Annotated in this window: 24 protein-coding genes and 3 pseudogenes; 15 read left to right on the top strand and 12 right to left on the bottom strand. The window is 66.3% G+C overall.

Annotated elements, in window-relative coordinates; genetic code table 11:
- Positions 1 to 32 precede the first annotated feature (32 nt).
- Positions 33 to 1,436, bottom strand: coding sequence for an FAD-binding protein (locus ON40_RS41335; RefSeq protein WP_040831074.1), 1,404 nt, complete (start codon positions 1,434 to 1,436; stop codon positions 33 to 35).
- Between the two features lie 160 nt (positions 1,437 to 1,596).
- Between ON40_RS41335 and ON40_RS41340 the strand changes: the two genes are divergently transcribed.
- From ON40_RS41340 to ON40_RS41365, 6 genes are all read left to right on the top strand, one after another.
- Complete coding sequence (locus ON40_RS41340; protein ID WP_040831075.1) at positions 1,597 to 2,373, top strand: IclR family transcriptional regulator; 777 nt, start codon at positions 1,597 to 1,599, stop codon at positions 2,371 to 2,373.
- The gene (locus ON40_RS41345) at positions 2,370 to 3,575 is read left to right on the top strand and encodes a CaiB/BaiF CoA transferase family protein (RefSeq protein ID WP_040831076.1); all 1,206 of its coding nucleotides are present in this window, start codon (positions 2,370 to 2,372) and stop codon (positions 3,573 to 3,575) included. Before ON40_RS41340 ends, ON40_RS41345 begins: the two co-directional genes overlap by 4 nt.
- Complete coding sequence (locus ON40_RS41350; protein WP_051194405.1) at positions 3,572 to 4,441, top strand: citryl-CoA lyase; 870 nt, start codon at positions 3,572 to 3,574, stop codon at positions 4,439 to 4,441. The genes ON40_RS41345 and ON40_RS41350 overlap by 4 nt, the downstream gene beginning before the upstream one ends.
- A 30-nt stretch (positions 4,442 to 4,471) precedes the next feature.
- Positions 4,472 to 4,969 (top strand): acyl-CoA thioesterase, encoded by a 498-nt coding sequence (locus ON40_RS41355; RefSeq protein ID WP_051194406.1) that lies wholly within the window; start codon positions 4,472 to 4,474, stop codon positions 4,967 to 4,969.
- 78 nt (positions 4,970 to 5,047) lie between these two features.
- Entirely contained in the window at positions 5,048 to 6,232 is a 1,185-nt protein-coding gene (locus ON40_RS41360) for a thiolase family protein (protein WP_040831077.1), read from the top strand.
- Positions 6,233 to 6,394: 162 nt separating this feature from the next.
- Positions 6,395 to 7,144, top strand: a complete 750-nt coding sequence (locus ON40_RS41365) for an enoyl-CoA hydratase-related protein (RefSeq protein WP_040831078.1) — start codon at positions 6,395 to 6,397, stop codon at positions 7,142 to 7,144.
- 57 nt (positions 7,145 to 7,201) lie between these two features.
- Here ON40_RS41365 and ON40_RS50845 read toward each other — a convergent pair.
- A pseudogene (locus ON40_RS50845) lies at positions 7,202 to 7,846 on the bottom strand (oxidoreductase).
- A gap of 109 nt (positions 7,847 to 7,955) precedes the next feature.
- On the opposite strand from ON40_RS50845, the gene ON40_RS41380 reads away from it, so the two are divergent.
- Together ON40_RS41380 and ON40_RS41385 are read left to right on the top strand one after the other, a co-directional pair.
- Positions 7,956 to 8,738, top strand: coding sequence for an enoyl-CoA hydratase/isomerase family protein (locus ON40_RS41380; protein ID WP_085997884.1), 783 nt, complete (start codon positions 7,956 to 7,958; stop codon positions 8,736 to 8,738).
- 30 nt (positions 8,739 to 8,768) lie between these two features.
- Positions 8,769 to 9,956, top strand: a complete 1,188-nt coding sequence (locus ON40_RS41385; RefSeq protein WP_040831081.1) for an acyl-CoA dehydrogenase family protein — start codon at positions 8,769 to 8,771, stop codon at positions 9,954 to 9,956.
- A gap of 200 nt (positions 9,957 to 10,156) precedes the next feature.
- Here ON40_RS41385 and ON40_RS41390 read toward each other — a convergent pair whose 3' ends face one another.
- The 6 genes and pseudogenes from ON40_RS41390 to ON40_RS41410 all read right to left on the bottom strand — a co-directional run bounded on the left by ON40_RS41390 (position 10,157) and on the right by ON40_RS41410 (position 13,388).
- Positions 10,157 to 10,573, bottom strand: coding sequence for a carboxymuconolactone decarboxylase family protein (locus tag ON40_RS41390; RefSeq protein ID WP_051194407.1), 417 nt, complete (start codon positions 10,571 to 10,573; stop codon positions 10,157 to 10,159).
- Positions 10,574 to 10,610: 37 nt separating this feature from the next.
- On the bottom strand, positions 10,611 to 11,414 hold the full coding sequence (locus ON40_RS41395; RefSeq protein WP_040831082.1) for an SDR family NAD(P)-dependent oxidoreductase: 804 nt from the start codon (positions 11,412 to 11,414) through the stop codon (positions 10,611 to 10,613).
- Positions 11,415 to 11,450: 36 nt separating this feature from the next.
- A complete protein-coding gene (locus tag ON40_RS41400) occupies positions 11,451 to 12,662 on the bottom strand; it encodes a cytochrome P450 (protein WP_040831156.1) in 1,212 nt (403 codons plus the stop codon).
- Between the two features lie 26 nt (positions 12,663 to 12,688).
- A pseudogene (locus tag ON40_RS51445) lies at positions 12,689 to 12,922 on the bottom strand (oxidoreductase C-terminal domain-containing protein); the annotation flags it as partial.
- A gap of 80 nt (positions 12,923 to 13,002) precedes the next feature.
- Positions 13,003 to 13,197: pseudogene (locus ON40_RS56410) on the bottom strand (FAD-dependent oxidoreductase); the annotation flags it as partial.
- A complete protein-coding gene (locus ON40_RS41410) occupies positions 13,194 to 13,388 on the bottom strand; it encodes a ferredoxin (protein ID WP_040831085.1) in 195 nt (64 codons plus the stop codon). The gene ON40_RS41410 and the pseudogene ON40_RS56410, both read right to left, overlap by 4 nt.
- Positions 13,389 to 13,529: 141 nt before the next feature.
- Between ON40_RS41410 and ON40_RS41415 the strand changes: the two genes are divergently transcribed.
- A complete protein-coding gene (locus tag ON40_RS41415; protein ID WP_040831086.1) occupies positions 13,530 to 14,180 on the top strand; it encodes a TetR/AcrR family transcriptional regulator in 651 nt (216 codons plus the stop codon).
- A 120-nt stretch (positions 14,181 to 14,300) separates the two neighbouring features.
- Here the strand turns inward: ON40_RS41415 and ON40_RS41420 are convergent, their stop codons facing one another.
- The 3 genes from ON40_RS41420 to ON40_RS41430 all read right to left on the bottom strand — a co-directional run bounded on the left by ON40_RS41420 (position 14,301) and on the right by ON40_RS41430 (position 16,798).
- Complete coding sequence (locus tag ON40_RS41420; protein WP_040831157.1) at positions 14,301 to 15,332, bottom strand: TIGR03617 family F420-dependent LLM class oxidoreductase; 1,032 nt, start codon at positions 15,330 to 15,332, stop codon at positions 14,301 to 14,303.
- A 73-nt stretch (positions 15,333 to 15,405) separates the two neighbouring features.
- Positions 15,406 to 15,609, bottom strand: coding sequence for a hypothetical protein (locus ON40_RS41425; RefSeq protein ID WP_040831088.1), 204 nt, complete (start codon positions 15,607 to 15,609; stop codon positions 15,406 to 15,408).
- 34 nt (positions 15,610 to 15,643) lie between these two features.
- Positions 15,644 to 16,798: an amidohydrolase family protein gene (locus ON40_RS41430; RefSeq protein WP_040831090.1), complete on the bottom strand. Its 1,155-nt coding sequence runs from the start codon at positions 16,796 to 16,798 to the stop codon at positions 15,644 to 15,646.
- Positions 16,799 to 17,014: 216 nt separating this feature from the next.
- Between ON40_RS41430 and ON40_RS41435 the strand changes: the two genes are divergently transcribed.
- Positions 17,015 to 17,641 carry a TetR/AcrR family transcriptional regulator gene (locus ON40_RS41435; protein ID WP_063713208.1) on the top strand — a complete coding sequence of 209 codons (627 nt, stop codon included), beginning with the start codon at positions 17,015 to 17,017 and terminating at the stop codon, positions 17,639 to 17,641.
- 63 nt (positions 17,642 to 17,704) lie between these two features.
- On the opposite strand, the gene ON40_RS41440 is transcribed toward ON40_RS41435, so the two are convergent.
- Complete coding sequence (locus tag ON40_RS41440) at positions 17,705 to 18,775, bottom strand: acyl-CoA dehydrogenase family protein (protein ID WP_040831091.1); 1,071 nt, start codon at positions 18,773 to 18,775, stop codon at positions 17,705 to 17,707.
- Positions 18,776 to 18,945: 170 nt separating this feature from the next.
- Between ON40_RS41440 and ON40_RS41445 the strand changes: the two genes are divergently transcribed.
- The 5 genes from ON40_RS41445 (at position 18,946) to ON40_RS55645 (ending at position 24,048) form a co-directional block, all read left to right on the top strand.
- The gene (locus ON40_RS41445; protein ID WP_040831092.1) at positions 18,946 to 20,490 is read left to right on the top strand and encodes a class I adenylate-forming enzyme family protein; all 1,545 of its coding nucleotides are present in this window, start codon (positions 18,946 to 18,948) and stop codon (positions 20,488 to 20,490) included.
- Between the two features lie 6 nt (positions 20,491 to 20,496).
- Positions 20,497 to 21,645 (top strand): acyl-CoA dehydrogenase family protein, encoded by a 1,149-nt coding sequence (locus tag ON40_RS41450; RefSeq protein ID WP_040831093.1) that lies wholly within the window; start codon positions 20,497 to 20,499, stop codon positions 21,643 to 21,645.
- Positions 21,646 to 21,658: 13 nt separating this feature from the next.
- Complete coding sequence (locus ON40_RS41455; protein WP_040831095.1) at positions 21,659 to 22,804, top strand: thiolase family protein; 1,146 nt, start codon at positions 21,659 to 21,661, stop codon at positions 22,802 to 22,804.
- Positions 22,804 to 23,601, top strand: coding sequence for a crotonase/enoyl-CoA hydratase family protein (locus tag ON40_RS41460; RefSeq protein WP_040831096.1), 798 nt, complete (start codon positions 22,804 to 22,806; stop codon positions 23,599 to 23,601). Before ON40_RS41455 ends, ON40_RS41460 begins: the two co-directional genes overlap by 1 nt.
- A gap of 324 nt (positions 23,602 to 23,925) precedes the next feature.
- Positions 23,926 to 24,048, top strand: coding sequence for a hypothetical protein (locus ON40_RS55645; protein WP_281033113.1), 123 nt, complete (start codon positions 23,926 to 23,928; stop codon positions 24,046 to 24,048).
- Positions 24,049 to 24,081 lie beyond the last annotated feature (33 nt).

Raw genomic sequence — 24,081 nt, forward strand, 5'->3', positions numbered from 1 at the left:
TCGTCCTTCCGGCACGGGTGTGCTGAGTGAGTTCACGGGTGAGAGGTGGCTGTGGGTGCCGATATTCGGTACGCCGCGGCCCTGCCCGCGACGCGGCCGAACACGAGAGCGCGCAGCACAGAGGTCGCTCCCGGATACTTGTGGTGATAGATCCCGGCGACCTCGCCGACGGCGAACAACCCGGGCACCGGTTCGCCGGAGCGGCCGATGACGCGGGCGTGGATATCGGTCGCCAGTCCGCCGAAGGTGAAGGTGATCGCGCAGGTCACCGGCCATGCCACGAACGGGGGTTCGTCGAGTGGGCGGGCCCAGTTCGACTTCGGTGGCTCGAGCCCCCGCGTCGCAACGCCGTCGAGCGCGGTGACCTCGAGCGGGCCCGGTGTCGCCGCGGCGTTGTACTCGCCGACGGTGTCGGCGAGGACCTCGGGGTCGAGGTCGAGCCGGCGTGCGAGGGCCTCCAGTGTCGGCGCCGATTCCGGTTCCCGATCGGTCAGCACGGCTCGGGCGATGTTGTGGCGCAAGAGTTTCTGGTCGGCGATGAGGTACGCGAACTGGTCGGCATCACGCCAGATGCGGTAGGCGATGGATTCGAAGGTGTTGTCGGGGGTGTCGGATCCTTCGTCGACGAACCGACGGGCGTGGTGGTCGACCAGGATTCCGTAGGGGTACACCATGACGAGGGCTTCGGCTGCGCGGCTGCGCGGGTCCACGGGTTCGCCGTGGAAGCGGTCGAATTGGCCGTCGGTTCGAGCGCCGGCGCGGATACCCATCTCGATCCCCTCGCCCCGATTGGACCGGCCGCCCGGCGCGATGGGGGACAGTTCATGGCCGCGGTCGCCGAGATGACGGTCGAGCATGGCGGCGCTGCCTTCGAATCCGCCCGACGCCAGGACCACGGTCGTGGACAGAAAGCGCCGGACTTTCCCGGCGCCGTCGGTGGCCTCGATCCCGATGACAGCTCCCTCCTCGTTTTGGATCAGGTTCTGTGCCGTCATGTGGTACTCGATGGTGCCCCCCAGTTCCTCCACCCGTCCCGCCAGGGTTTCGACGATGGCCGCGCCGCCTCCCACGGGCATCAGCCGCGGCCCCTTGGACGTCAGGAAGTACGTGGTGTCCGATCTGGTGGCCACTCCGTTGTCGTTGAGCCACCGGATGGTCCGCTGTGCCAGCTTCGCGAGCCGGCCGATGATCGCCTCATCCGTTTTGCCTGCACTGAGTTCGAGCATGCGGGAGACGAAGTCGGGCGCCGGGCAGCCGTCCTCCTCGAGCCGGAAGAACGACCCCGTCCACGCGGTATTTCCGCCACGCTCGCGTTTCGAGGTGCGCTCGAGTACGGTGACGCGCCCCTGCGGCGCGGACTGCAGGAATTGCAGCGCGGTGGCCAGGCCACCCGCACCGCAGCCGACGACAACGAGGTCCAGCTCTTCTGTACTCACGGATTTACTTCTTTCTTCCGCCGTCGTTGCGCGCCACCTGTCGGTACATGGGTTCCGCTAGGCGGGTTGGGTCGTGCGTACCGATAGAAGCACGAACAAAATATAGAGTCAATCCGTTGTGTGGTTTACATAGACCACTAGATGGTTTAACGTCGGTCGCATGGCTGGAACTGACATCGCATCCACGCGAGCCGATGGAAGTGTGCGAAGCATCGCGCGCGCCGTCGACGTGCTGGAGCTGTTCGAGGTCGAACACCCGACTCGCACGTTGCGTGAGCTGGTGGCATTGACGGATCTGCCGAAAACGACCGTCGTGCGGCTGTTGTCGACATTGGAGTCGCTGGGACTGATCGCTGACCGCGGCGAGTCGACCTACGGATTGGGTGCGGGTTTTCTGCGCTGGGTTGCGCTGTCGCAACGCATGTGGGAAATCGGTGACCAGGCCCGTCAGGTCATGTCGCGGCTGGTCGACACGTGCGGCGAAACCGTCAATGTCTACATCCGTCAGGACCTGAACCGAGTTTCGATCGCGCAGGTCGAGGGCACCACCACTGTTCGCAGTGTCGTCCAGGTGGGGGTGCCGTACGAACTCGCTCGCGGGGCGGCCGCGAAGATCCTGCTCACCGGCGCCTCGGACCGGGTGCTGCGAGATTTGGTCGACACTCGGCCCGACCTGCAGCCCGAATCGCTGGGCCGGGAGATCGCCGGCATCCGCGAGGCGGGATATGCGGTGACGCACGGGGAACGAGAACTGGGCGCATCCGCCGTCGCGGCGCCGATCGTCGCATCCGACGGCCGGGTGATCGCGGCGTTGTCGGCCAGCGGGCCGACCTCACGGTTCACCGCCGATCGGGTGGGCCGCTATGTCGACGCGGTGACGGCCGCGGCCGCTGAGATCAGCGCGGTCGGACTCGGCAGTGTGGAGGTCTTCCTGTGAGCGTGGACCTGCTCGACGGTATCCGGGTCCTCGACCTGACCAACGTCCTGGCCGGGCCGTTCGCCGGCTATCAGCTGGCCTTGATGGGCGCCGACGTGATCAAGATCGAGACTCCGGGAACGGGCGATCTGGCGCGCCAGCTCGGTGCCGACCCGCAGCTGAGCAGTGCGGGTCTCGGGGTGTCGTTCCTGGCCCAGAACGCGGAGAAACGTTCGGTCACAGTCGATCTCAAGTCCACCGGCGGCAAGGAGGTGTTCGAGAAACTGGTCGCCGGCGCCGACGTGCTGCTCGAGAATTTCCGCCCGGGTGTCCTCGAACGACTCGGATTCGGGTGGGACCGGCTGCGGGAGATCAATCCCCGGCTCGTCTACTGCGCGGTCTCGGGATTCGGCTCGACCGGGCCCATGCGCACCCGCCCCGCCTACGATCAGGTAATTCAGGGACTGTCCGGCATCATGAGTGTGACCGGAACGCCGGAAACCGCACCGCTGCGTGTCGGATACCCCGTATGTGACAGCTTCGGTGGCCTCGCTGCCGCGTTCGCGATCACCTCTGCGCTGGTGCGGCAGCGGCGAACCGGAGTCGGCGCATTCCTCGACACGTCGATGCTCGATGCCGCGCTGACCTCGATGGGATGGGTCGTCTCGGACCATCTCATCGCCGGGCGTACGCCCGTCCCGATGGCCAACGAGAACATCACCTCGGCACCGTCGGGCACTTTTCGGACCGCTGACGGCGCGCTCAATATCGCGGCGAACAAGCAAGAGCAGTACGAGGCCCTGTGCCGGGTGCTGGAGCGTGCGGAACTGATCGACGATCCGCGTTTCCGTACCCGCGAGGACCGCAAACGCAATCGTGACGTGCTGCGCCGCGAACTCGAAACGTCGTTGAGGGCGAGAACGGCGGCCGAGTGGGACGCGATCCTGCTCGGTGCGGGCGTGCCGGCCGCGCCGGTTGTCTCGGTGCCCGACGCACTGACCTCTGATCAGGTCGTCCACCGTGAGTTGGTCGCCACCATCGGTTCGCCCGCCGCGGCCGGGGGTCCGGTACGCGTGCTCGGGCTGCCGACCCGGGTCGACGGCGAGCGCGTTTCGCCCGCCTCTCCGCCCCCGGCTCTCGGGCAGCATACCGACGAAATATTGACCGAACTGGGGTACGGGCGCGCCGACATCGACCGCCTGCGAGAGGAGAACGCGATATGAGTGCCTCCCGTGAGGACGCGATCGCGCGGACATCGAGCCGCGACGTCACCGATTGGTGGTCGACGGGTGTCTGCGACATCGAGTCCGGAACCATCCGCCTGCGGGGATATCCCATCGAAGAGTTGATCGGCGGTGCCACCTTCCCCGAGATGATCTGGCTGATGGTCCGCGGCGACTTTCCGGAGCCGAGACAGGCCGAATTGCTCGAGCGAGCCCTCGTCGCCGCCGTGGACCACGGTCCGCAAGCGCCGTCGATCGCCGCGGCCCGCATGGCGGCTACCTGTGGAGTCGGGTTGCACGGGGCAATGTCGACCGGCGTCGGCCTGCTCGGTGACGTGCACGGCGGGGCGGGTCAGCAATGCATGGAACTACTCGAGCAGATCCGGATTCGGTCCGCCGACGGCGACCTGGAAACCGTGGTCGCCCGGACAGTGGGTGAATATCGCGCGAGCGGCCGCTACGTTCCCGGCTTCGGCCACCGCTTCCACTCGCGTGACCCGCGGCGTGACCCGCTGTTGTCGGCAGTCCACGAGCAGGTGGAAGCCGGCACCATCGAGGGATATCACCTGCGGATCGCCGAGGAGCTGGAACGACAACTGGCGACCGGGCGGGACAAACCGATCTCGATGAACATCGACGGTGCGACCGCGGTGATCTACGCGGAACTCGGCTTCGATCCCGAATTGGGCAGGGGGTTGTTCATTCTGTCGCGATCGGTGGGGATTCTGGCCCATTCCTGGGAGGAGCGCCGAGGCGGGCGGCGGATCAAGGGGCCGATACCGCCGCCCCTGTTGCCGACCTATACCGGGTCACCTCGACGCCCGGTTCCACAAAGAAGCGGGGCAACTAGTAGTATCACTAGGTGATATACGTTGGCAGATCGGTGAAGAGTAGGCATGACCACGAGCATCAGTAGCGAATGTGGTGATTCGCTGGTGGAAACGACCGGCCGCCCGCACCCGGCCCGGTCCCGCCTCGAGCTGTACCCCGTTGTCCGGATATCGCAGGCTCGCTACGGCGATATGGACGCGAATGCGCATCTGAACAACTTGGCACTGGAATCGCTGCACGAAGACGCACGCGCCGTGTTGAACGAGCGGGTGTTCCCCGGCGTTTTCGATCCGCGTGCGCGGCAGTTGCGGTTGGTCACCTCCCAGAATGTCGTTCACTTTCTCGCCGAGGCGCACTGGCCTGCCGCCATCGAGACCGGCGTCGGTGTCGGCCGGATCGGCCGGACCTCGTTCGTGGCCTCCTCCGCGCTCTTCCGGGACGGAGTGTGTATCAGCGTGTGCGATGCGGTGCTCGTCGCGGTCGGTGACCACGGGCCCGTTGCGATACCGGAGGCCGCCCGAGAGATGTTGTGCGAGTTACGGATCCGGCAAGAGCTGACGTGACAGCGCCCCTGTTGTGGCCCATTGTGTCGAATCCGTAGTGCGCGAATCGAATTCACTGCCGACCGAAAGTCCGAACACATGAAATATGACGACGTCGCCATTCCCGCCGGTCTGCTCTGGTCATCGCCGTTCGTGCGGTGGCAGGGAGCCGTTTCCGACATCTCGAGCGTGGATCTCGCCACCGCTGTGACCACGCGAGCGCTGGCCGACCGCCAGGTGGATCCCGGCATCATCGACGAGGTCGTCCTCGGCATCACGATCCCGCAGCCCGGCTACTTCTTCGGACCACCGACCATCGCGGCGCGCATCGGCATCCCCAACGTGACCGGCCCGATGGTCAGCCAGGCGTGCGCCACCGCGGTGGCCGCCCTGCACTCCGCGGCCGCATCGGTCACCACCGGCAGCGGAACCGACCTGGTGATCACCACCGACCGCACCAGCAACGGGCCCACCGTGGTCTATCCGCAGCCGTCGGCAGCCGGAGGCTCTCCCCAGGTGGAAGACTTCGTCCAATCGAACTTCGCACGTGATCCATGGGCCGGCACATCCATGCTCGCCGCCGCGGAAACCGTTGCGCGCGAACGGCGAATCGGCCGCGAGGAAATCGACGACATCGCAGCGCTGCGCTATGAGCAATATCAACGCGCGCTCGCCGACGACCGTGCATTTCAACGCAATTACATGGTCCCCATCGAACTGACCGTCGGCCGCAGATCCATCAGCATCGTCGAGGACACCGGTGTGCGTCCGGTCGATCGAGCCGCCATCGCGAGCTTGTCACCAGCGGTGACCGATGGTGTACACACCGGCGCATCACAGACCCATCCTGCCGACGGAGCCGCCGGCGCGCTGGTCACCACGACAGCCCGAGCGCGTGAACTCTCCGATGAACCGATAGTGCACGTCCTCTCCACAGGCTTTGCGCACGTTGCTCCCACTCACATGCCCGAGGCACCAGTACCTGCCGCACGGCGAGCCCTGGATGCTGCGGGCCTCACCTTCCACCAGGTCGACGCCATCACCACTCACAATCCCTTCGCGGTCAACGACATGGTCTTCGCACGCGAAACCGGTGTCGATCCGGCCAAGATGAATTCCTATGGCTGCAGCCTGATTTGGGGGCACCCGCAGGCGCCGACCGGGATGCGCGCGATCGCCGAACTCGTCACCGAGTTGACGGCCAGGGGAGGAGGTATCGGCCTGTTCACCGGCTGCGCCGCCGGCGACACCGGCGCGGCCGTCGTCGTGCGTGTCGGCGACTGAGCGTCGCCCCAGCCTGCGACCGGGTGCCGTTCGGTCATCCGCGTCGATGCCATCTGGCAATCTGTGTCGTATGGGCGCCGCGCCCGGCGAGAAGGCGGACCGACCGCTCTCGATACCGGGTCCGGTCGTCCTGGTGGCCCGCAATCGGGAGAGGACAGAACAGTGACTGTTCGAGAAACCGTCCACGGGCGAGTGCTCGTCGTACACCTGGAACGTGCGGCGAAGCGCAACGCCATCGATCGCGAGATGGCCGAGGGAATCAGTGCGGCGCTCGACCGGCTCGACGACGATGATCAGCTGTGGGTCGGTGTCATCACCGGCACCGAATCGGTGTTCTCGGCGGGCACCGACCTGGCCGGTGGGGGTAGCGCCGCGACCGAACGGGGCGGGGAATACGGACTGATTCGGCGGCAACGCACGAAGCCGTTGATCGCGGCCGTCGAGGGTCCCGCGCTCGGCGGGGGCTTCGAGATCGTGCTCGCCTGCGACCTCGTGGTCGCCTCGACCACCGCTCGGTTCGCCCTGCCCGAGACACGGCGCGGCGTGGTGGCGACCTCGGGCGCGTTGTTCCGGGCAGTCCGGGCGCTGCCGCCGCCGATCGCGAAACAACTGCTCATCACCGGGGCCGGATTGTCCGCCGAGCGGGCCCACCACTTCGGGGTGGTGAACACGGTCACCGAGCCCGGCGCCGCGGTGCGCGAGGCGCTGGTGCTCGCGGAGGACATCTGTCTTTCGTCCCCGATCGCGGTCCGTCAGACCCTCGCCGCACTCGCGGACCAGTACGTGTCCGCGGACGAGATCGGCTGGGCGGCAACCGCACACGCGATCGAGGTGGTCACCGGCTCGGAAGATATGCGAGAAGGTGTGCAGGCATTCTTCGAACGCCGCCCGCCGCAATGGACCGGGCGATGATGCCCGAGGTGAGTCGGCCGAAGGTGGCATCCGGATCGCTCGTGTGCCGGCACCCGATCACGGGATGCTGCCCCGATATCGGGCCGAACGGTACGGCCCGGGCCAGCGCAGCTCCGATCTCAGTTCGACCGCGGCCCGGAACGGCCAGTGTGGTTCGCGCAGTAGCTGCCGGCCGAACATCGGGGCGTCGGCCGGGCCATCGACCAAGAGCTGTTCGGCCCGGACAGCTTCGGTGATCAGTCCGACCGCGATCACCGGGATGGAGCTTGCCGCGCGCGCCGCGCGGGCGAACGGGACCTGGGGACAGGAACTCGTTGAGCAGATAGCCGTGCGCGGCATGGATTTCCAGGACCTGGAAGCCTGCCTCGACGGCGCGCCGCGCCGCTGCGGCGTAGGCGGCGACGATATCCGCTATCTCCTCGATGGTCAGCGCGTGCGGTTCCGGGTGATCCGCGACCAGCGCTCGGCATGTTCGTCGCTCCAGATCCCGGCGTCGGGAATGCAGACGCGTCCCTCCGGGAGCACCGCGGTTGCTTCCGACATCACCAGTCCGGCGCGGCCGCGGGCCATGCCGCCCAGGTGCCGGTCGGTCGGAATGCCGTTGTCGGTGGCGGAGTATTGGGCCATGGGCGCGACCCACAGCCGGTTCTTGACCGTGGCCCCGCGCAGGGTCAGCGGTGAGAAGAGCAAGCTTTGTGTCATGGTCGGGTATCTCCTGGCCTCGTCCCCGTCGGCGTGCGCGCCGACTACTGACATTTGAAGGATAACTTAGTAAGCTTTGTTGACGCAGTAGGCGACTACAGGAGGAACGGTGGATCTGAACGGGTTGACAACGGTCATCGCGGAGCTGAAGGAGCACGTCCTGACCATCACGCTCAACCGGCCGGATCGGTTGAACTCCTTCAACGACGCGATGCGCGCGGAGTTCAAGGCACTGTGGCGATTCGCCGACGACGAGGACGACGTGCACGCGATCGTGTTGCGGGCCAACGGTGATCGCGCCTTCTGTACGGGTGTGGACGTGAAGGAGGGGACCTACCTCGCCGACAACCCGTTCAGCAGGCAGGACCCCGGCGTCGATCTCTCGCCCAAGCAGAACGGCTGCTGGAAGCCGCTGATCTGCGCGGTGCACGGCATGGTCGCCGGTGGCGCCCTCTACTGGCTCAACGAGGCCGACATCATCATCGCCAGTGACGACGCACAGTTCTTCGATCCGCACGTCTCCTACGGCATGGTCGCGGCCCTGGAGCCGATCGGGCTCGCGCATCGCATCCCGATCGGCGAGGTACTGCGGATGGTGCTGCTGGGACTCGATGAGCGCATGTCGGCCGAGCGCGCCCAGCAGATCGGCTTCGTCAGCGAGATACTGCCGCGCGAGCAGCTGTGGGATCGTGCGCAGGATCTCGCCGAGCGGATCGCCGCCAAACCGCCGGCCGCGATACAGGGCAGCATCCGGGCGATCTGGGAGTCCCGAAACACCGGCCGCTCGAGCGCCCTCGCCACCGCCATGACGTACACGATCATCGGCAACCCGATCGGGCAGGAGCAGGTCGTGCGGTCCGAGGTGCCCACCCGCAAGTACGAGGTTCGCTGACCGCCGGGTCGCCGCAGAAGGAGTAGCTGGATGGACTACGGAATGAGCCCCGAGCTCGAGCAGTTCCGCCGCGAAGTGCGGGAATTCGTCGAGGCCAATGCGCCGGCGATCCCGCCGAAGGCCGGTGTGCGCAGTGCCGAGAACCGGGCCGAGCACACCTTGATCACCGAGTGGATCGGCAAGCTGTTCGCCGCCGGATACATGGGCGGGGACTGGCCGGAACAGTATGGGGGACAGGGGAGTTCGTACTCGGCCGAACGTGATGTGGTGGTCGGGGAGGAGATCGCGCGAGCCCAAGCGCCGCACTTCGCGGGCGCGGGCAGTCTGGTCTCGCATGCTCTGATCGATTTCGGCACCGAGGAGCAGCGTCAGCGCTACCTGCCGGGCATCCGCGCCGGTAAGGACACCTGGTGCCAATTGTTCAGCGAGCCCAGCTCTGGCAGTGATCTGGCCTCGTTGCGCACCAAGGCGGTGCGGACCGAGGCAGGAGTCTTCCGGGTCACCGGTCAGAAGGTGTGGACCACCAACGGGCACTGGGCCGATTACGGTTACCTGCTGGCCCGCACCGATCCGGACGCGCCCAAGCACAAGGGCATCAGCGCCTTCATCGTCGATATGAACCTGCCCGGTGTCGACGTGCGTCCGCTACGCGAGATGACCGGAACGTCGGACTTCAACGAGGTATTCCTCGACGACGTCGAATTGCCCGCCGACGCTCTGATCGGCGAGTTGAATTCCGGTTGGGCCATTGCCAATTCGAGCCTCGGGCATGAGCGCAGCGGTGTCGCAACGAGCGTTGTGCGGCTACGGCAGAACGTGGATGCGCTCGAGGATCTGGCAAAACGAACCGACCGGGGCGGACGCCCGGCCATCGAGGACGGTGCGGTCCAGGAGCAACTGGGCAAGTTCACCGCGGAGGTCGAGGCCCTCTCGGCGCTGGTCTACGCCAACATCAGCCGATGGTCGCGCGGCACCGAGCGAGTACAGGACGCCCCCATGGCCAAGCTGATGTTCAGCGAACTCGGCGTGGACATTTCGCGATTCGCACTGGAGTTGAGCGGCGAGGCGGGCATCCTGGTCGAGGGTGATCCCGGTGCCGTCGACCACGGCCGGTGGCAGGACGAGTTCCTCTACGCGCGCGCATACACGATCGCCGGCGGAAGTTCGGAGATCATGCGCAACATCATCGCTGAGCGCGGGCTGAAGATGCCGCGATGAGCGCGCTCATCCAACCACCATTTCCGTTCACGACGCCGATATCCGAGGATGAGGGTTTGCAGTTTGGCGAGCTACGGACGTAGTGGTGGCGAAGCGAATGTCGGCGCCGGACACCTCGGTCGAGGACGAGATGTCCGGCGCCGGGCTCGGTCCTTCACCGGGAAATGGAGAAGGTCGGTGCCGATTCGAACGAGTTTGCTCTAGTCGGTGGCTTTCATGTGGCGAAGCGGGTCTTGCGCTGCTGCCTCGTCGAAGTCCAGAACTTCCTGACCGGCGAGCCGGGCGGTCGATGCGGCGGGGTATCCGGCGTAGCCTGCCGCGTGGTAGACGACTTCTTCGAGTTCGTCTCGTGTGATTCCGTTTCGCAGTGCGATCGGGAAGTGCACTTTTATTTCTTCGGTGGCGCGCAGGGCGATGAGGATTCCCAGCGTCACGAGGCTACGGGAACGCCGGTCCAGCCCAGGGCGCGCCCATAGTCCCCCGAAGACATGGTCGAGGCTCAATTCGCCGAGTTCGGCGGCGAATCCGGAGGTCTGGACCTGATCGTTGTCCGCGCCGAGCATTTCCGGGAGCATCTCTTGGAGTACTTCGAGCGCTTTCGCGCGATTGTCGGTCATGCATTACTCCTTGTGGGGTTCGTTTCGCCGAAGGCGGTCAGGGCATTCCTGCGCGCAGGGTGAATCCGCCGTCGACGGGCAGGACGGTTCCGGTGATGAATGCGGAATCGTCGGTGGCGAGGAACAGGGCCGCGTTGGCGACGTCCTGGCTTGTGCCCTGGTGTCCCATGGGGACCAGGGCCGCCCGTTGGGCGGCGACGGTTTCGCGGTCCGCGCCGCTGGCGCGTGCGACCGAGTCGACGCCCATCGGTGTGTCCATCATGCCCGGCGCGATGCAGTTGACCCGTATGCCGTGGGGCGCGTATTCGATGGCGAGACAACGGGTCAGCGAGTGCACAGCGGCCTTGGACGTGCTGTAGGTGATGTTGTCACCGGCGTACAGCAGACCGGCCATCGACGAGATGTTGATGACGGCGCCGGTTCCCCGCTCACGCATATGGGGCAGAACGTATTTGCACGTGAGCCACATGCCCGTGAGATTCACCTCGAAACCCTGACGCCATTTCTCGGCCGAGATCTCCTCCGTGCGTCCGGCCGGGACGATGCCGACGTTGTTGTGCAGCACGTCGACCTGTCCGTATGCCCGCACCGCTGCGTCGAGGATGCCCGCACAGTCCTGCTCGACGGTGATGTCCGCGCGGTGCGAGGCGGCAGATCCGCCTTCTGCGCGAACGAGTTTCGCGGTTTCTTCGGCCGAATCGGCGTCTCGGTCGACGACCAGTACGTTCGCTCCGTGGCGTGCGAAGGTCAATGCCACGGCACGTCCGTTGCCGAGTGTGGCGCCCGGGGTCTGGCCGCCACCGACGACGACCGCGGTTTTCCCTTCGAGTTTGTGACTCATGTGTTCTCCTGGTTTCGTATCATCGCCTGTGTCCGGTCACCAGGTGACCGGTAGTTCCGCGAGGCCGTAGGTCAGCGCGTCGTTGTGGAAGTGCAGCTCGCTTTCGTCGACGGCCAGGCGCAGCTCGGGCAGGCGCTGGAACAGGATGGGCCAGGCGACCTGCATTTCCACCCGGGACAGGTTCTGGCCGAGGCATTGGTGGACGCCGAAGCCGAATCCGATGTGCTGGCGCTGTACCCGAGTGATGTCAAGGGTCTCGGGGTTGTCGAAGACCGCCGGGTCGCGGTTGGCGGTGGGCAGATTGCAGATGATGCCTTCACCGGCGCGGATGAGCGTGCCGCCGATTTCGGTGTCCTGCAAGCAGACCCGGCGCGGCTCGGTCTGCACCATGCTCCAGTAGCGCATCATCTCCTCGACACAGGTGCCGGCGTACTTGTCCGGGTCGGAAAGCAGAATCCGGCGCTGGGCCGGTTCGCGCAGCAGCGCGAGAATGCCCAGGCCGATCATGTTGGCGGTGGTCTCGTGCCCGGCTCCGATCACGAGCATGCCCAGGCGGATGGCGTATTCGAAGTCGAAATCGTGCTTCTCGTCGACGTGCACGTTGACCAGGCGGGAGAGCAGGCTGCTGTCGGGCCGGCTGCGTTTGCGCTGTGCGTGCACCTCCAGGACGTCGTGCATGTCCTGCATGGCGGCGAGCTTCTCTTCTTTGGTGACGCTCAGCTGGACAGTTTTCTTGGAGGCTTCGTGCACGCGGGGACTGTCGGCGGGCGGTACACCGAGCACCTCGCAGATGACGACGGTGGGCACAGCGAGTGCGAAGTGTTCGATCAGGTCGACTGGGCGCTCGAGCGTCTCCAAGTGATCGATGAGCTCATGGGTCAACTCGACGATCCTGGGGCGAAGGGTCTGCGAACGCTTCGCGGTGAAGTCCGGGTTGAGGATTCGCCGGGTCGGCATGTGCTCGGCGCCGTCCTTGCGGAAGAACAGGTCGCCCTCCACGTGGGGCTGGGCGTCGCTGCTGTTCGGGAATCCGGGCATGGTGACATCGGCGCCGAAACGGTCGGGGGCGCTGAGTACTTCGCGGATCTGGTCGTGGCGGGTGATGAGCCAGGGCTGGTCGCCGTTCCAGATCTGCACCCTGCGAGGGGTGCCTTCGTCACGAAACTCGACCGCGCGTTCGGGCGGGGCGAACGGGCATCCGCGGTGCAGTGGGAACTGGGGTGCCGGGGCTTGTTCGGTGGTCGTCAAGGCTGCTCCTAGGGATGGGATGGTGGTCAGGGGGCTGTGATGTGCGCGGTCGCTGCGGTCGCCCATTCGGTGCGGTCGCTGACCAGAGATCGAAGGCCCCGCAGCGGGCGGACCGTGTTGACGCCGATCGCAGCGGTCACCCGACCCTCGCGTGCGCACAGGGCGGTGAACTTGCGGTCCGCAATGGTGCCGTCGACGACACGCATCCGCTCGGTGTCCCGGCTGAACCCGTGGATCTGAATTTCGAGGTCGTACTGGTCGGACCAGACGTAGGGGACGGAGACGGCCGGCTACCGAGTCGCAGCTCGATCCCGAGGTTGTCGTAGATCTCGGCACCCCGCAGAGCGAGCCGGCCGCGGTCCCAGCTGCCCGACAGCAGCTGTTTCGACAAGGGCGGCCGATCGTAGGGCAGATGGGGTTCGGCGCCGACCAATGTGATTCGGCCTTGATAGCCGGATTGGCGAAGACCCTCGACGGTGGCCAGTCCGGTGGTCCACGCGCCGACGATGAGAACCTCGTCTGGTGTCGTGGTCATTCGTGGACCGCGATGGCCGCACCGGGGCACAGATTCGCGGCGTTGCGGGCGTTCTCATGCTCGCCCGGGCCGGGGTCGGCGTCGAGCAGGACGACAACACCGTCCTCGTCGCGCTGGTCGAAGAGTTCCGGGGCGGCCAGTACGCATTGTCCGGCACCGCAGCACTTGTCTTCTTCGATGGTGATCCGCATGGGTTCTCCTGGTGGGTTCGGATGACTCGGGCACCACGTATTTACAGATATAAATTTACACTCGTTTACTTACCCGGCAAGTGCTGGACCACACGCGTGCTTGTTCTGTACGTCACAACTGCGCTGTGCGAACCTGGGACAATGGCTTCATTCGTCGATTCACCCGGTTCGCCCGAAGCTGCCGCTGTCGGCAGGGTGCGCAACGCCCGTGGGACGGGCGCGAAGCTGCGCACGGAGATCCTCGACGCGATGCTGCGGCTGATCGCCGACGAGGAGCGAATGAGCCCCATCCCGCTGTCTCTGCGTGAGGTGGCCAAGGAAGCGAACATCACCGCTCCGGCCATCTACCGCCACTTCCCCGACAAGGAGACGTTGGGGCGCGCGGCCATCCATTCCCTGTTCGAGAAACTGCTGGAGCAAATGGACCGTGCGGCGCAGGACGCGGCCGAGCTGAGGCCCGCTGCGCGGTTCGCGGCGGTCGCCCACGGCTACTGCCGGTTCGCACAGGAGAATCCCGTCGGATTCCGGTTGATCTTCAACGTCCCCCCGGCGGATCTGGCCGATGGCGGCCCCAACGCCACCGATGTGGCCCAGCGATGGCACATGGCGGTGACCTGGCTGGCCGAGGAGGGCATGCGAATGACGCAGACGCCCTGGGAAGGCGCGATGTCTCTCTGGTCGGCCGTACACGGCCGATTGATGCTCGACATGTCGGTGCGCGATATGTGGCCTCAGGGCAACGTGCACCAGTTCATCGATGAACTGACCCGTTCGGTCACGAACGTCACCTAGAGCCATTGTCTCGAACGATTTCCGAGACAATGGCTGGTGCCGACAGCCATGGAACATGGCGATCGGGCGGAACATCATCCTTCGGGCGTGGCCCCGAAGGATGCCGCAAAGATCGGTGGATCAGATTTGGCTGGACCGCAATGCGGCAGCGAACTCCAGTTGCAGGCCGGGCGTCGGGATGCCGATGTTGTTGATCTCGTACCGCGTGACGACGTCGCCGACTCGGTCGAGTAGTGCTTTTGCCGCCCCCTCGGGTGTGCCGACGACCGCGAACAGGTCGAGGATGTCGTCGTCGATCAGCGTTCCCATCTCGGACCATTTATCCGCGCGGTCGCTCTTCGACAGTCGGGTCAGCTCCTCGCCGAGTTCGCCGAGACCATGGACCTCCAGCACCGGGCGGTAGGCCGGCGTCGAACCGTAGAAGGCGATCTGTCGGCGAACCGCGGTCATCGATGTGGACAGTGCCTCCTCGGTGTGTCCCAGGGCTGCGAACGTCGATGCCACGATCTCGGGTGCGGCGGCCGGAGCATCGGGTGCCGCCCGGCCGGTTGCCAGGGCCGGCAGGGTGATCTCACGCAGATATCTGTCCGTCGTAGAGGCGTGCAGCAGTAGGCCGTCCGCGACCGCGCCCGCGGTCTCGGTCATTTTCGCGCCGACGCCCGCGAGCAGAATCTTCGGGTCGGTTTGTTCGGTCGCCGGCGTGAACATCGGTGTCATCAGGGTGTGCGAATAGAACTCGCCCTGGAAGTTCATTTTCTCGCCGGTGGCCCAGGCTGACCAGATGGCGCGCATGGCCGAGACGAATTCGGCCATCCGTGCGGCCGGGGAACTCCACGGCATCGAGAAGCGGCGCTCGATATGGGGTTTGATCTGGCTGCCCAGGCCCAGGGTGAGTCGTCCGCCGCTGTAGTCCTGTAGTGCGCGTCCCTGTACGGCGAGCGTCATCGGAGATCGCGCGAAGGCCACGACGATATTGGTCAGCAGGTCGACGCGCTCGGTGACCCCGGCGGCAATCGTCAAGTGCAGCAATGGATCCGAGACGACCTCGCTGTAGGAGACGCCGTCGAATCCGCTCGACTCGGCGTTCCGGGCCATGGCCGCGACATCGGCGAGGGCGCCGGTGGGGGAGGACAGGGGGAGGTCGACCTTCATGATTCTCCGGTTCGTGAAATGAAGCATCCGCACCGGTCCGGGGGCCGATGCGGATGCGTCGTATTCGGTTGTGCTACTGGGTTTCCGAGGTGTGGGCGCGGGCGAGGGTCAGGCCCTCGTCGCGGGTGGGGGCTTCGACGTCCCAGCGGCCACAGGTGCAGTGGCACAGATACTTTCCGTCGACGGGCAGGATGGACTGGGCATCGCAGTAGCCCGAGGCGGCGGCCATGTCGGCGAAGAACTCGGTCGGCAGGTCGTAGAGAACGCTGTCTTCCATGGGGTGTTCTCGATTCTGTCGGGGACGGCCGCCGTCAGGCCGTCGCTGCGGCCGGGTTGAGGGTGCCCGGGGCAGGCGGCAGCGGGGCGTCGGGGAACAGTTCCCGGAATGCGCCGAAGGTGATCCGGTCGCGGGTGGCCTGATCGACATTGTCGAACAGATGGTGGAGGGTCTTCTGAGTGTGGCCGTAGGTGCCCTCCATGTGCGGGTAGTCGCTGCCCCACATCACGTTGTTGAAGCCCATGGCGGTCATCGCGTGCACGGCCGATTCGTCGTGCTGGAACGACGCGTACACCTGGGAGTAGATGATCTCCTTCGGCGAGCGGTTCAGCTTCGGGCGCACCACCTGGGAATGCTGGCGGTAGCCCTCCTCCATCCGATCGGCGATGAACGGCACCCAGGTCGCACCGCCTTCGGAGACAAGGACTTTCAGGTTCGGGTGCCGGTCCAGCGCTCCGGAGGCGACCAGTTTCATCACCGCACGCTGGCCGCCGAACGTGGTCTCGGTGTAGTTCAGCACCGCGCCGCCGGGTCCCCGGTACATGACACCGGCCGCGCCGCCGCTGGCCATATCGATCGGCTCGGTGCCGATGTGGAACGAGATGACCATGCCGATGTCCTCGGCGAGCGCCCAGAACGGCTCCCACGCGTCGTGGTTGTAGTCCTTCTGCTGCGGGTGCGGGGCGACGGTCAGGAAGACGGCCTTGAAACCCAGTTCGCCGCAACGCTTCAGCTCGGCGCACGCGTCCTCGATGGACAGGGTCGAGACCTGAGCGGTGGGGAGCAGGCGTGGCGAGTAGTCCATGATGACCTCTTTGGCCCAGTCGTTGGACGCCCGGGTCGCCTCCCGCAGCACCTCGGGAGTGCGGAACGACGACGCCCACATGCCCAGCGACGGGAACACCAGCTCCGACCAGATGCCCTCTTCATCGAGGTCCGGCAGGCGCTTGGTCACATCGGCGGAGCCGGGCGCGCGGTGACTTGCGGCGAAGAACTCCTCCTGGGAGATCGTGGGCAGCCGGCGCCGGAAGGCCTGCCCGTCGACGAACACCGTCTCCCACTTGCCGTCGGGGTCCTTCTCCGACCGGGGGACGAGTTCGGCCAGCCGCTTGGGCAGCCGGCTGCGCCACAGATCCTCGGGCTCGAGGAAGTGCGAGTCCGCCGAGTTCGCCCACAGCTTGATTGTCATGTGATGCCTCCTGATCTCTCCACCGTGACGGTGAGAGGAAATGCGCGGCTGATGTGGGACGGATGCGTCCCCGGGTCGGCCACAACGATCCCGGTCGTCGGGAACCGCTCCGTCTGGCCAGAATCAGTTTCTAGAATGGTATTTTAGAATGTAAGGTGATTATCACCACGGAGGGTGGGAGAAGTCAAGGCGCGGATCTCGGGCGACGGAGGATCGATGACGGATACCAAGGGCCGCACCCGCGGCTGGACGAGTTCGCCGGAAACCAAGGACCGGGTACTCGATGCCGCCGCGGAGATCTTCGGCGAACGTGGATTCACCGCGGCGACCATGGCCGATATCGTCGACAAATCCGGAGTCAGTGTCGGCAGCATCTATCACCACTTCGGCGGTAAGGCCGAGGTCTTCCTGGCGATCTGGAGCGATCTGGTCGAGCAGATCGACGGGCGGGTGCGGGAGGCCGTGGAGTCCGCGCGCGCGGATGGTGTCGACAACCCGATGCAGTTGTACGGGGTGAGCACCCGGGCATATCTGGAACTGTTGTGGGAGAACCAGTCCCGGGCCCGGGTGGCGGCCATGGGCGATACGCCACCGGGTTTCGACGCGATCCGCCGGGGTCAGGCGCGCCGGGGTGGCGACCACGACATCGCACTACTCGGCCTGGGGTCCTCGCGCCGGGAGAAGCTGCTCCGTGACTTTCTGCTGGCGATGCGCGCGGAGTCCGCCCGCGTGGTGCTCAAATGCCGCACTCGTGCCGAACTGAACGAGGCGATAGATACCGCGGTCGAGTACCTCGAGTGCCTGGATCCCGCGAAATTCGGGCTGGGCGTGCGGCGGGCGTGAACCGGCACCGGCTCGCCGGCGAGCCGGAACTCGAACCTGCCGCATGGCGGAATGCGTTGTCGCTCAGGCGCCTACGAGCCGTCGGCGGTGCCAGCTCACCGAACCGTTGAGCAACTCGTCCACCTTGATCCGGCGGGTCAGCAGATGCAGGTCGTGCTCCCAGGTGAACCCGATCCCGCCGTGCACCTGCAGGGCGATCGAGGCCACGGTGCTGGTGGCTTCGCCCGCATAGGCCGCCGCCGCGGAGACCGCGGTGCTGCGGGCGGCGGCGTCGCTTCCGTCGAGTGCGACCGCGGCGGCCCACAACGACGCCCGGGACGCCTCGGTCCGCAGTGCCATATCGGCGCAGTGGTGTTTGACGGCCTGGAACGAGCCGATCGGCTGACCGAACTGGGTGCGCTGACCCGCATACTCGACCGTCTGTTCCACCAGGCGCTCGGCAGCGCCGAGCGCGTCCATCTTCCGGTAGAGGGCCAGGGCATCCGCGAGATACGCGACGGTCCCCGTCGGGACACTCGTCCAGTGCTCGGCGGGCACCGCCAGATCGAGGTCGAGGATCGACCAGGACCTGGTGAGGTCGAGTGTTTCCAGGGTGCGCACACCGGCGCCTTCGCTCCCGGCCGCGACGTGGACGAGAATTTCGGTGCGGTCGGAAGATGTTGTGGCGAGCAGGAATCCGGTGCCGTCGAGCAGTGCTGTGGCAGGTGTGGTGGAGCCGCTGATGCGCAACTGCTCGCCGACGATCTCGGCGGTGAGGGGGGAGCCGTCGACCGAGGCGAGGACCAGCGGAATCGACTCGGTGCCGTTCGCGTTCGCCTCGGCCAGCGCGGCCAGCGGGTGGTCGAGCTTGGCGAGTTCGGCCGTGGCCAGGGCCAGCTCGGCGAGTGGTACGGCGCTGGCAGCTCGGCCGTGTTCTTCGACCAGGACCGCGAGATCGACATGGGTGCCACCCATGTCGGCGGTGAGCAAGCCGATCAGCCCCGACTCCACGACGTGTTGCGTGGCGATGTCGGGCACTCGCGCCGGACCGTCGTCGATGGTCGGCCGTCGCGCCGCGATCGGGTCGTGTTTGGCCAGCCATGCGCGCTCACTGGCGGCCAGGTCTTCCTGCTCGGCACTCAATGCGAAATCCACGACGTTCCTCCTTTGAATGTTGACCTAGTTAACCATGTCAGCTATCTTCTGAATAGAGCATACGACAGCCGGGATTCCGGACTGCGTGATCACGGCGATCGATACGGCCGGGAGCCGGAGTGCGGCGCCCCGACTCGGTGGCCCGCTACCGCAAGAGTGGGAGGAAAACAATGACGAGCATCAGAGGCGCGTTGGCGCGGCTGTGGGAGGCCGACGACGACGCGCCCATGATTCAGCAGGGTGACACCTGGTTCACCTGGGGGGAGGTCCGGGCACTTGCGGAGACCCTGGACACCGCACTGGCCGAGGCCGAGTGCAACGAGGGCAGCAGAGTCGGCGTGGTGCTCGACAATCGGATGGAGTCGATCGCCGCGCTCATCGCCATCCTGGGCAAGGGGCGCACAGTCATCACCCTCAACCCGATGCAGCCGGCTGCGCGGCTCACCGCCGATATGGCCAATGCGTACCCCCGTGCTGTTCTGGCATCCGAATCCCTGTGGAGCGAACCGTTGTTCCGGTCCGCGGCCGAGAAAGGCGGCATGATCGGATTCGCCGTCGACGGCCAGCAGGTCGCCGCCACCACCGAGGCGACCGCGGCCACCCCGCCGGAGCGCGACGGCGAGATCGCCGATCCGGTGGGCGTGGAGATGTTCACCTCGGGTACCACCGGCCCGCCCAAGCGGATTCCGCTCACCTGGCGTCAGCTCGAGGCCGCGCTGACCGCCGTGCACGGCCATACCGGCGCGGCCGGCCCGCCCGACCGCAAGCTCCTCACCGGCCGTGTCGCGCTGGTCACGCTCCCGATCGTGCATATCGGCGGCCTGTGGGGCGTGTTGCAGAACCTCGCGGAGGCCAGGCCGTTCGTGATGCTCCCGCGCTTCACCGTCGAGGGCTGGTGCGCGGCGGTCAAAGAGCATCAACCGAAGGTCGCCGGTCTGCCGCCGGCCGGAATGCGTGCGGTGATCAGCGCCGACGTCCCGGCCGAAGACCTGGCCAGTCTGCGTGCGATCACCGCGGGAACGACATTCGTCAACCCGGACCTCGCCGACGAATTCACCGCCAAGTACGGCATCCCGGTACTGATCATGTACGGGGCCACCGAGTTCTCCGGCGCGATCGCCGGGTGGACGAAACCGATGCATGCACAGTGGTGGACGAAGAAGCGTGGCAGCGTCGGGCGGGAAATGCCGGGAGTGAAGCTCCGGGCGGTCGCCGAGGACGGCACGGTCCTGCCGCTCGGTGAGTCCGGGCGGCTCGAGGTCAGCTCCAGTCAGACCGGCACCGGCAAACACGAATGGGTTCGCACCTCGGATCTCGGCCACCTCGACGAGGACGGATTCGTCTATATCGACGGTCGCGCGGATGATGCGATCATCCGGGGCGGGTTCAAGATTCAGCCCGAAACCGTCGCCGAGGCGCTGCGCGCGCACGACGCGATCCTGGACGCCACGGTGTACGGCCGCGACGACGAGCGACTCGGAAAGGTGCCCGTCGCGGTCGTGGAGCTACGCGAGGGCGCCACGGAGGTCCCCGAGGCCGAGCTGAAGGCATTCTGCCGCGGCCAGCTCACCGCCTACGAGATCCCGGTGCGGATCTACACGGTGCCCGAGCTGCCGAGAAGTGTGTCGCTGAAGGTGGATCGGCGTCGCCTGCTCGAAATGGTCGGGGCGATAGACGAATCCGCGTCGGTGCCAGCGGTCGCATCGGGAAGGTAGCCACAGATGCAGCGAGAAATCTTCGAAGCCGAACACGACCAGTACCGCGAGACGGTCCGTGAATTCCTGGCCCGCTACGCGACTCCCCATCAGCAGCAGTGGGAGTCCGACGGCATCATCGACAAGTACTTGTATGTCGATGCCGCCAAGTTCGGAGTGATCGGCTTCTCGGTTCCGGAGGAGTTCGGCGGCGGCGGGGTGGCGGGCGATTTCCGCTACAACGCGATTGTCGCCGAGGAACTGGCCCGGGCGTCCTCGGGCGGTCCGGCCTTCACCCTGCAGAACGACGTACTCGCCCCCTACATGCTCGAGCTCACCAACGACGAGCAGAAGGCGCGGTGGCTCCCGGCGTTCGCCAGTGGTGAGCTGGTGGTGGCGGTGGCGATGACCGAACCGGGCGCGGGCAGTGACCTGCAGGGGATTCGGACCTCGGCGCACAGGGACGGCGACGACTGGGTGCTGACCGGATCGAAGACCTTCATCTCCTCCGGTATCCATGCCGACCTGGTGATCGTGGTCGCCCGTACCGACCCCGATGCGAAGGCCAGCGCAGCGTTCACCCTGCTGGGTGTCGAGCGTGGGATGCCGGGGTTCACCCGCGGCCGCAACCTCGAGAAACTGGGCATGCACTCCCAGGACACCGCGGAACTCACCTTCGATCAGGTGCGGGTCCCGTCGGCGAATGTGATCGGTGAGGTCGGCAAGGGATTCCTGCACCTGATGCGCAACTTGCCGATGGAACGGCTGTCCATCGCGGTCACGGCCGTCGCCTCGTGCCGGACACTGTTGGATATGACGCTCGAATATGTGAAGTCCCGCAAGGCATTCGGGACAGCGATCGGGTCCTTCCAGGCGAACAAGTTCGAGCTGGCGACACTCGAGACGGAGGTCGATCTCGCCCAGGTGTACGTCGACCGGTGCATCACCGCGTTGAACGCGGGCACCCTCGACGGCACCGATGCCGCCAAGGCGAAATGGTGGACCACCGAACTGCAGCAGCGCCTGATCTACACCTGCCAGCAGCTGCACGGCGGCTACGGATTCATGATGGAGTATCCGATCGCCAAGGCCTACGCCGACGCTCGGATCCAGACGATCTATGGCGGCTCGACTCAGATCATGAAGGAAATCATCGGGCGCTCGCTCGGACTGTAGAAAGGAAAACCCCATGGGTGCTGTAATTGTCGAGGCGGTGCGGACTCCGGTCGGCAAGCGCAACGGCGGGCTGTCCGGAATTCACCCCGTCGACCTGTCGGCGGTCGTGCTGCAGGAACTGGTCAAGCGGGCGGGTATCGCACCCGAGCTGATCGAGGACGTCATCTGGGGCTGCGTGGGGCAGGTCGGTGAACAGACCCACGACATCGCTCGCAATGCGGTGCTCGCCGCGGGCTGGCCGGAGTCGGTGCCGGGTGTGACCGTCGACCGCCAGTGCGGCTCGTCGCAGCAGTCGCTGAACTTCGCCGTGGCCAGCGTTCTTGCCGGTCACTACGAGGCCGTGGTCGCCGGTGGGGTCGAGTCGATGTCGCGGGTGCCGATGGGTGCGGCGGTGGCCGGTGGCGGCAGCCCGCTCAGCCCCAAGTTCACCGAGCGTTATCACGCCTCGCCCAATCAGGGCATCGGCGCGGAGATCATGGCCGAGAAGTGGGCCCTGTCGCGAGCCGAGGTGGACGCGTTCTCGGCCCGTTCGCACGAACGCGCCGCGGCCGCGCAGGACGCCGGCCTGTTCGACGCGCAGATCGTGCCGGTCACCCTGCCCGACGGCACCGTGGTCTCGAAGGACGAGGGCATTCGCCGCGGCACCACCGTGGAGAAGCTGGCCGGGCTGAAGACCGTCTTCAAGGAGGACGGCGTCATTCACGCGGGTAACTCGTCCCAGATCTCCGACGGCGCGGCGGCACTGCTGATCGTCAGCGACGAATTCGCGAGCAAGCACGGGCTGACGCCGATCGCCCGGGTACACACTGCGGTCGTGGCGGGCGCGGACCCGGTCATGATGCTCGGCGCCCCGATCCCCGCGACCGAGAAGGCGCTGCAGCGCTCTGGTCTGACGATCGATGACATCGGTGTGTTCGAGGTCAACGAGGCCTTCGCGCCGGTGCCGATGGCCTGGCAGAAGGAGATCGGCGCGCCCGATGAGAAGCTGAACCCCAACGGCGGCGCCATCGCCCTGGGCCACCCGCTCGGTGGCTCCGGCGCCCGCATCCTGACCGACCTGGTATTCCACATGCGCCGCAACGACATTCGCTACGGTCTGCAGACCATGTGCGAGGGCGGTGGGCAAGCCAACGCCACGATCCTCGAGCTGGTGAAGTGATGACGGCGGCAACCCAGGCCGGGGCACTGGTCGAGCGCAAGGGCAACGTCCTGCTGATCACCATCAATCGCCCCGAGGCCCGCAACGCGGTCAACGCGGCGGTCAGCACGGCCGTCGGCGCGGCACTGGTGGAGGCCGAGAACGACCCGGAGATCCGGGTGGTCGTGATTACCGGCGCGGGCGACAAATCCTTCTGCGCGGGAGCGGATCTCAAGGCGATCTCGCGCGGCGAGGGACTGTTCGCACCCGGTAACGAGGACTGGGGCTTCGCCGGCTTCGTTCGGCACGTCATCAGCAAGCCGACCATCGCCGCGGTCAACGGCACCGCACTCGGCGGCGGCACCGAACTCGCCCTTTCCGCCGATCTGATCGTGGCGGCGCAGAGCGCCAGCTTCGGACTGCCCGAGGTCAAGCGTGGCCTGATCGCGGGTGCAGGCGGGGTCTTCCGGCTGCCGGCGCAGATACCGCAGCGCCTGGCCATGGAGATGATCCTGACCGGCGACCCGATCTCGGCGGCGACGGCTCACGAGTACGGCCTGATCAACCAGATCGTTCCGGATGGCACCGTGGTCGAGGCCGCGCTCGCGCTGGCCGAACGGATCGCGGTCAACGCCCCGCTGTCGGTGCAGGCCAGCAAGCGGATCGCGCTCGGTATCCAGGCGGGCGACCGTCCCGCCGAGAATGACCGGTGGGCTCACTCGGAGGACGAGTGGCAGGTTCTGATGAACAGTGAGGATGCCAAGGAGGGCCCGCTGGCCTTCGCCGAGAAGCGTGCCCCGGTGTGGAAGGCGCGGTAGCCATCGAGAGGCTGCGGTAGTCATCGAAAGGTATTGTGCGCCGGCTCGAGTCGAGCAAAGGCGTCGAACAGAGTCCGTTCCTGCCGAATCGGCAGGGACGGATTTCTCGTCTGTGCGCGGTACCGATACCTGTCCTGACCGTCGATCCGGCGCTGCCGATATTGCGGCGCGAGAGCGATCCGGCCGCACTGATCCTCGACCGGTCGGGCCCCCTGACCCGTACTCCCGCTCCATGCCTGAGGGGCCGCGGCCTCGAGCGGGCCGGAGGCGGTCACCGAGCCCGGTCGCTCGCAGCTGACGGTTGCGGGTCGAAAGGGAGAATTCATGTCGCACAAGGACAACGGTGACCCCTACGATGCCAGCCCGCTGTCGGGTGAGAAGGTGGCGGTGGTTGCCGAGAGTGCGCAGCAATTCGTCGAGCTGCGGCCCGGACAGCACGCACAGTGACCGAGTTCACCTGTGCCACACCGGATCATGTTT

The organism is Nocardia jiangxiensis NBRC 101359 (assembly GCF_000308615.1).
GTDB classification, from domain to species: Bacteria; Actinomycetota; Actinomycetes; order Mycobacteriales; family Mycobacteriaceae; genus Nocardia; species Nocardia jiangxiensis.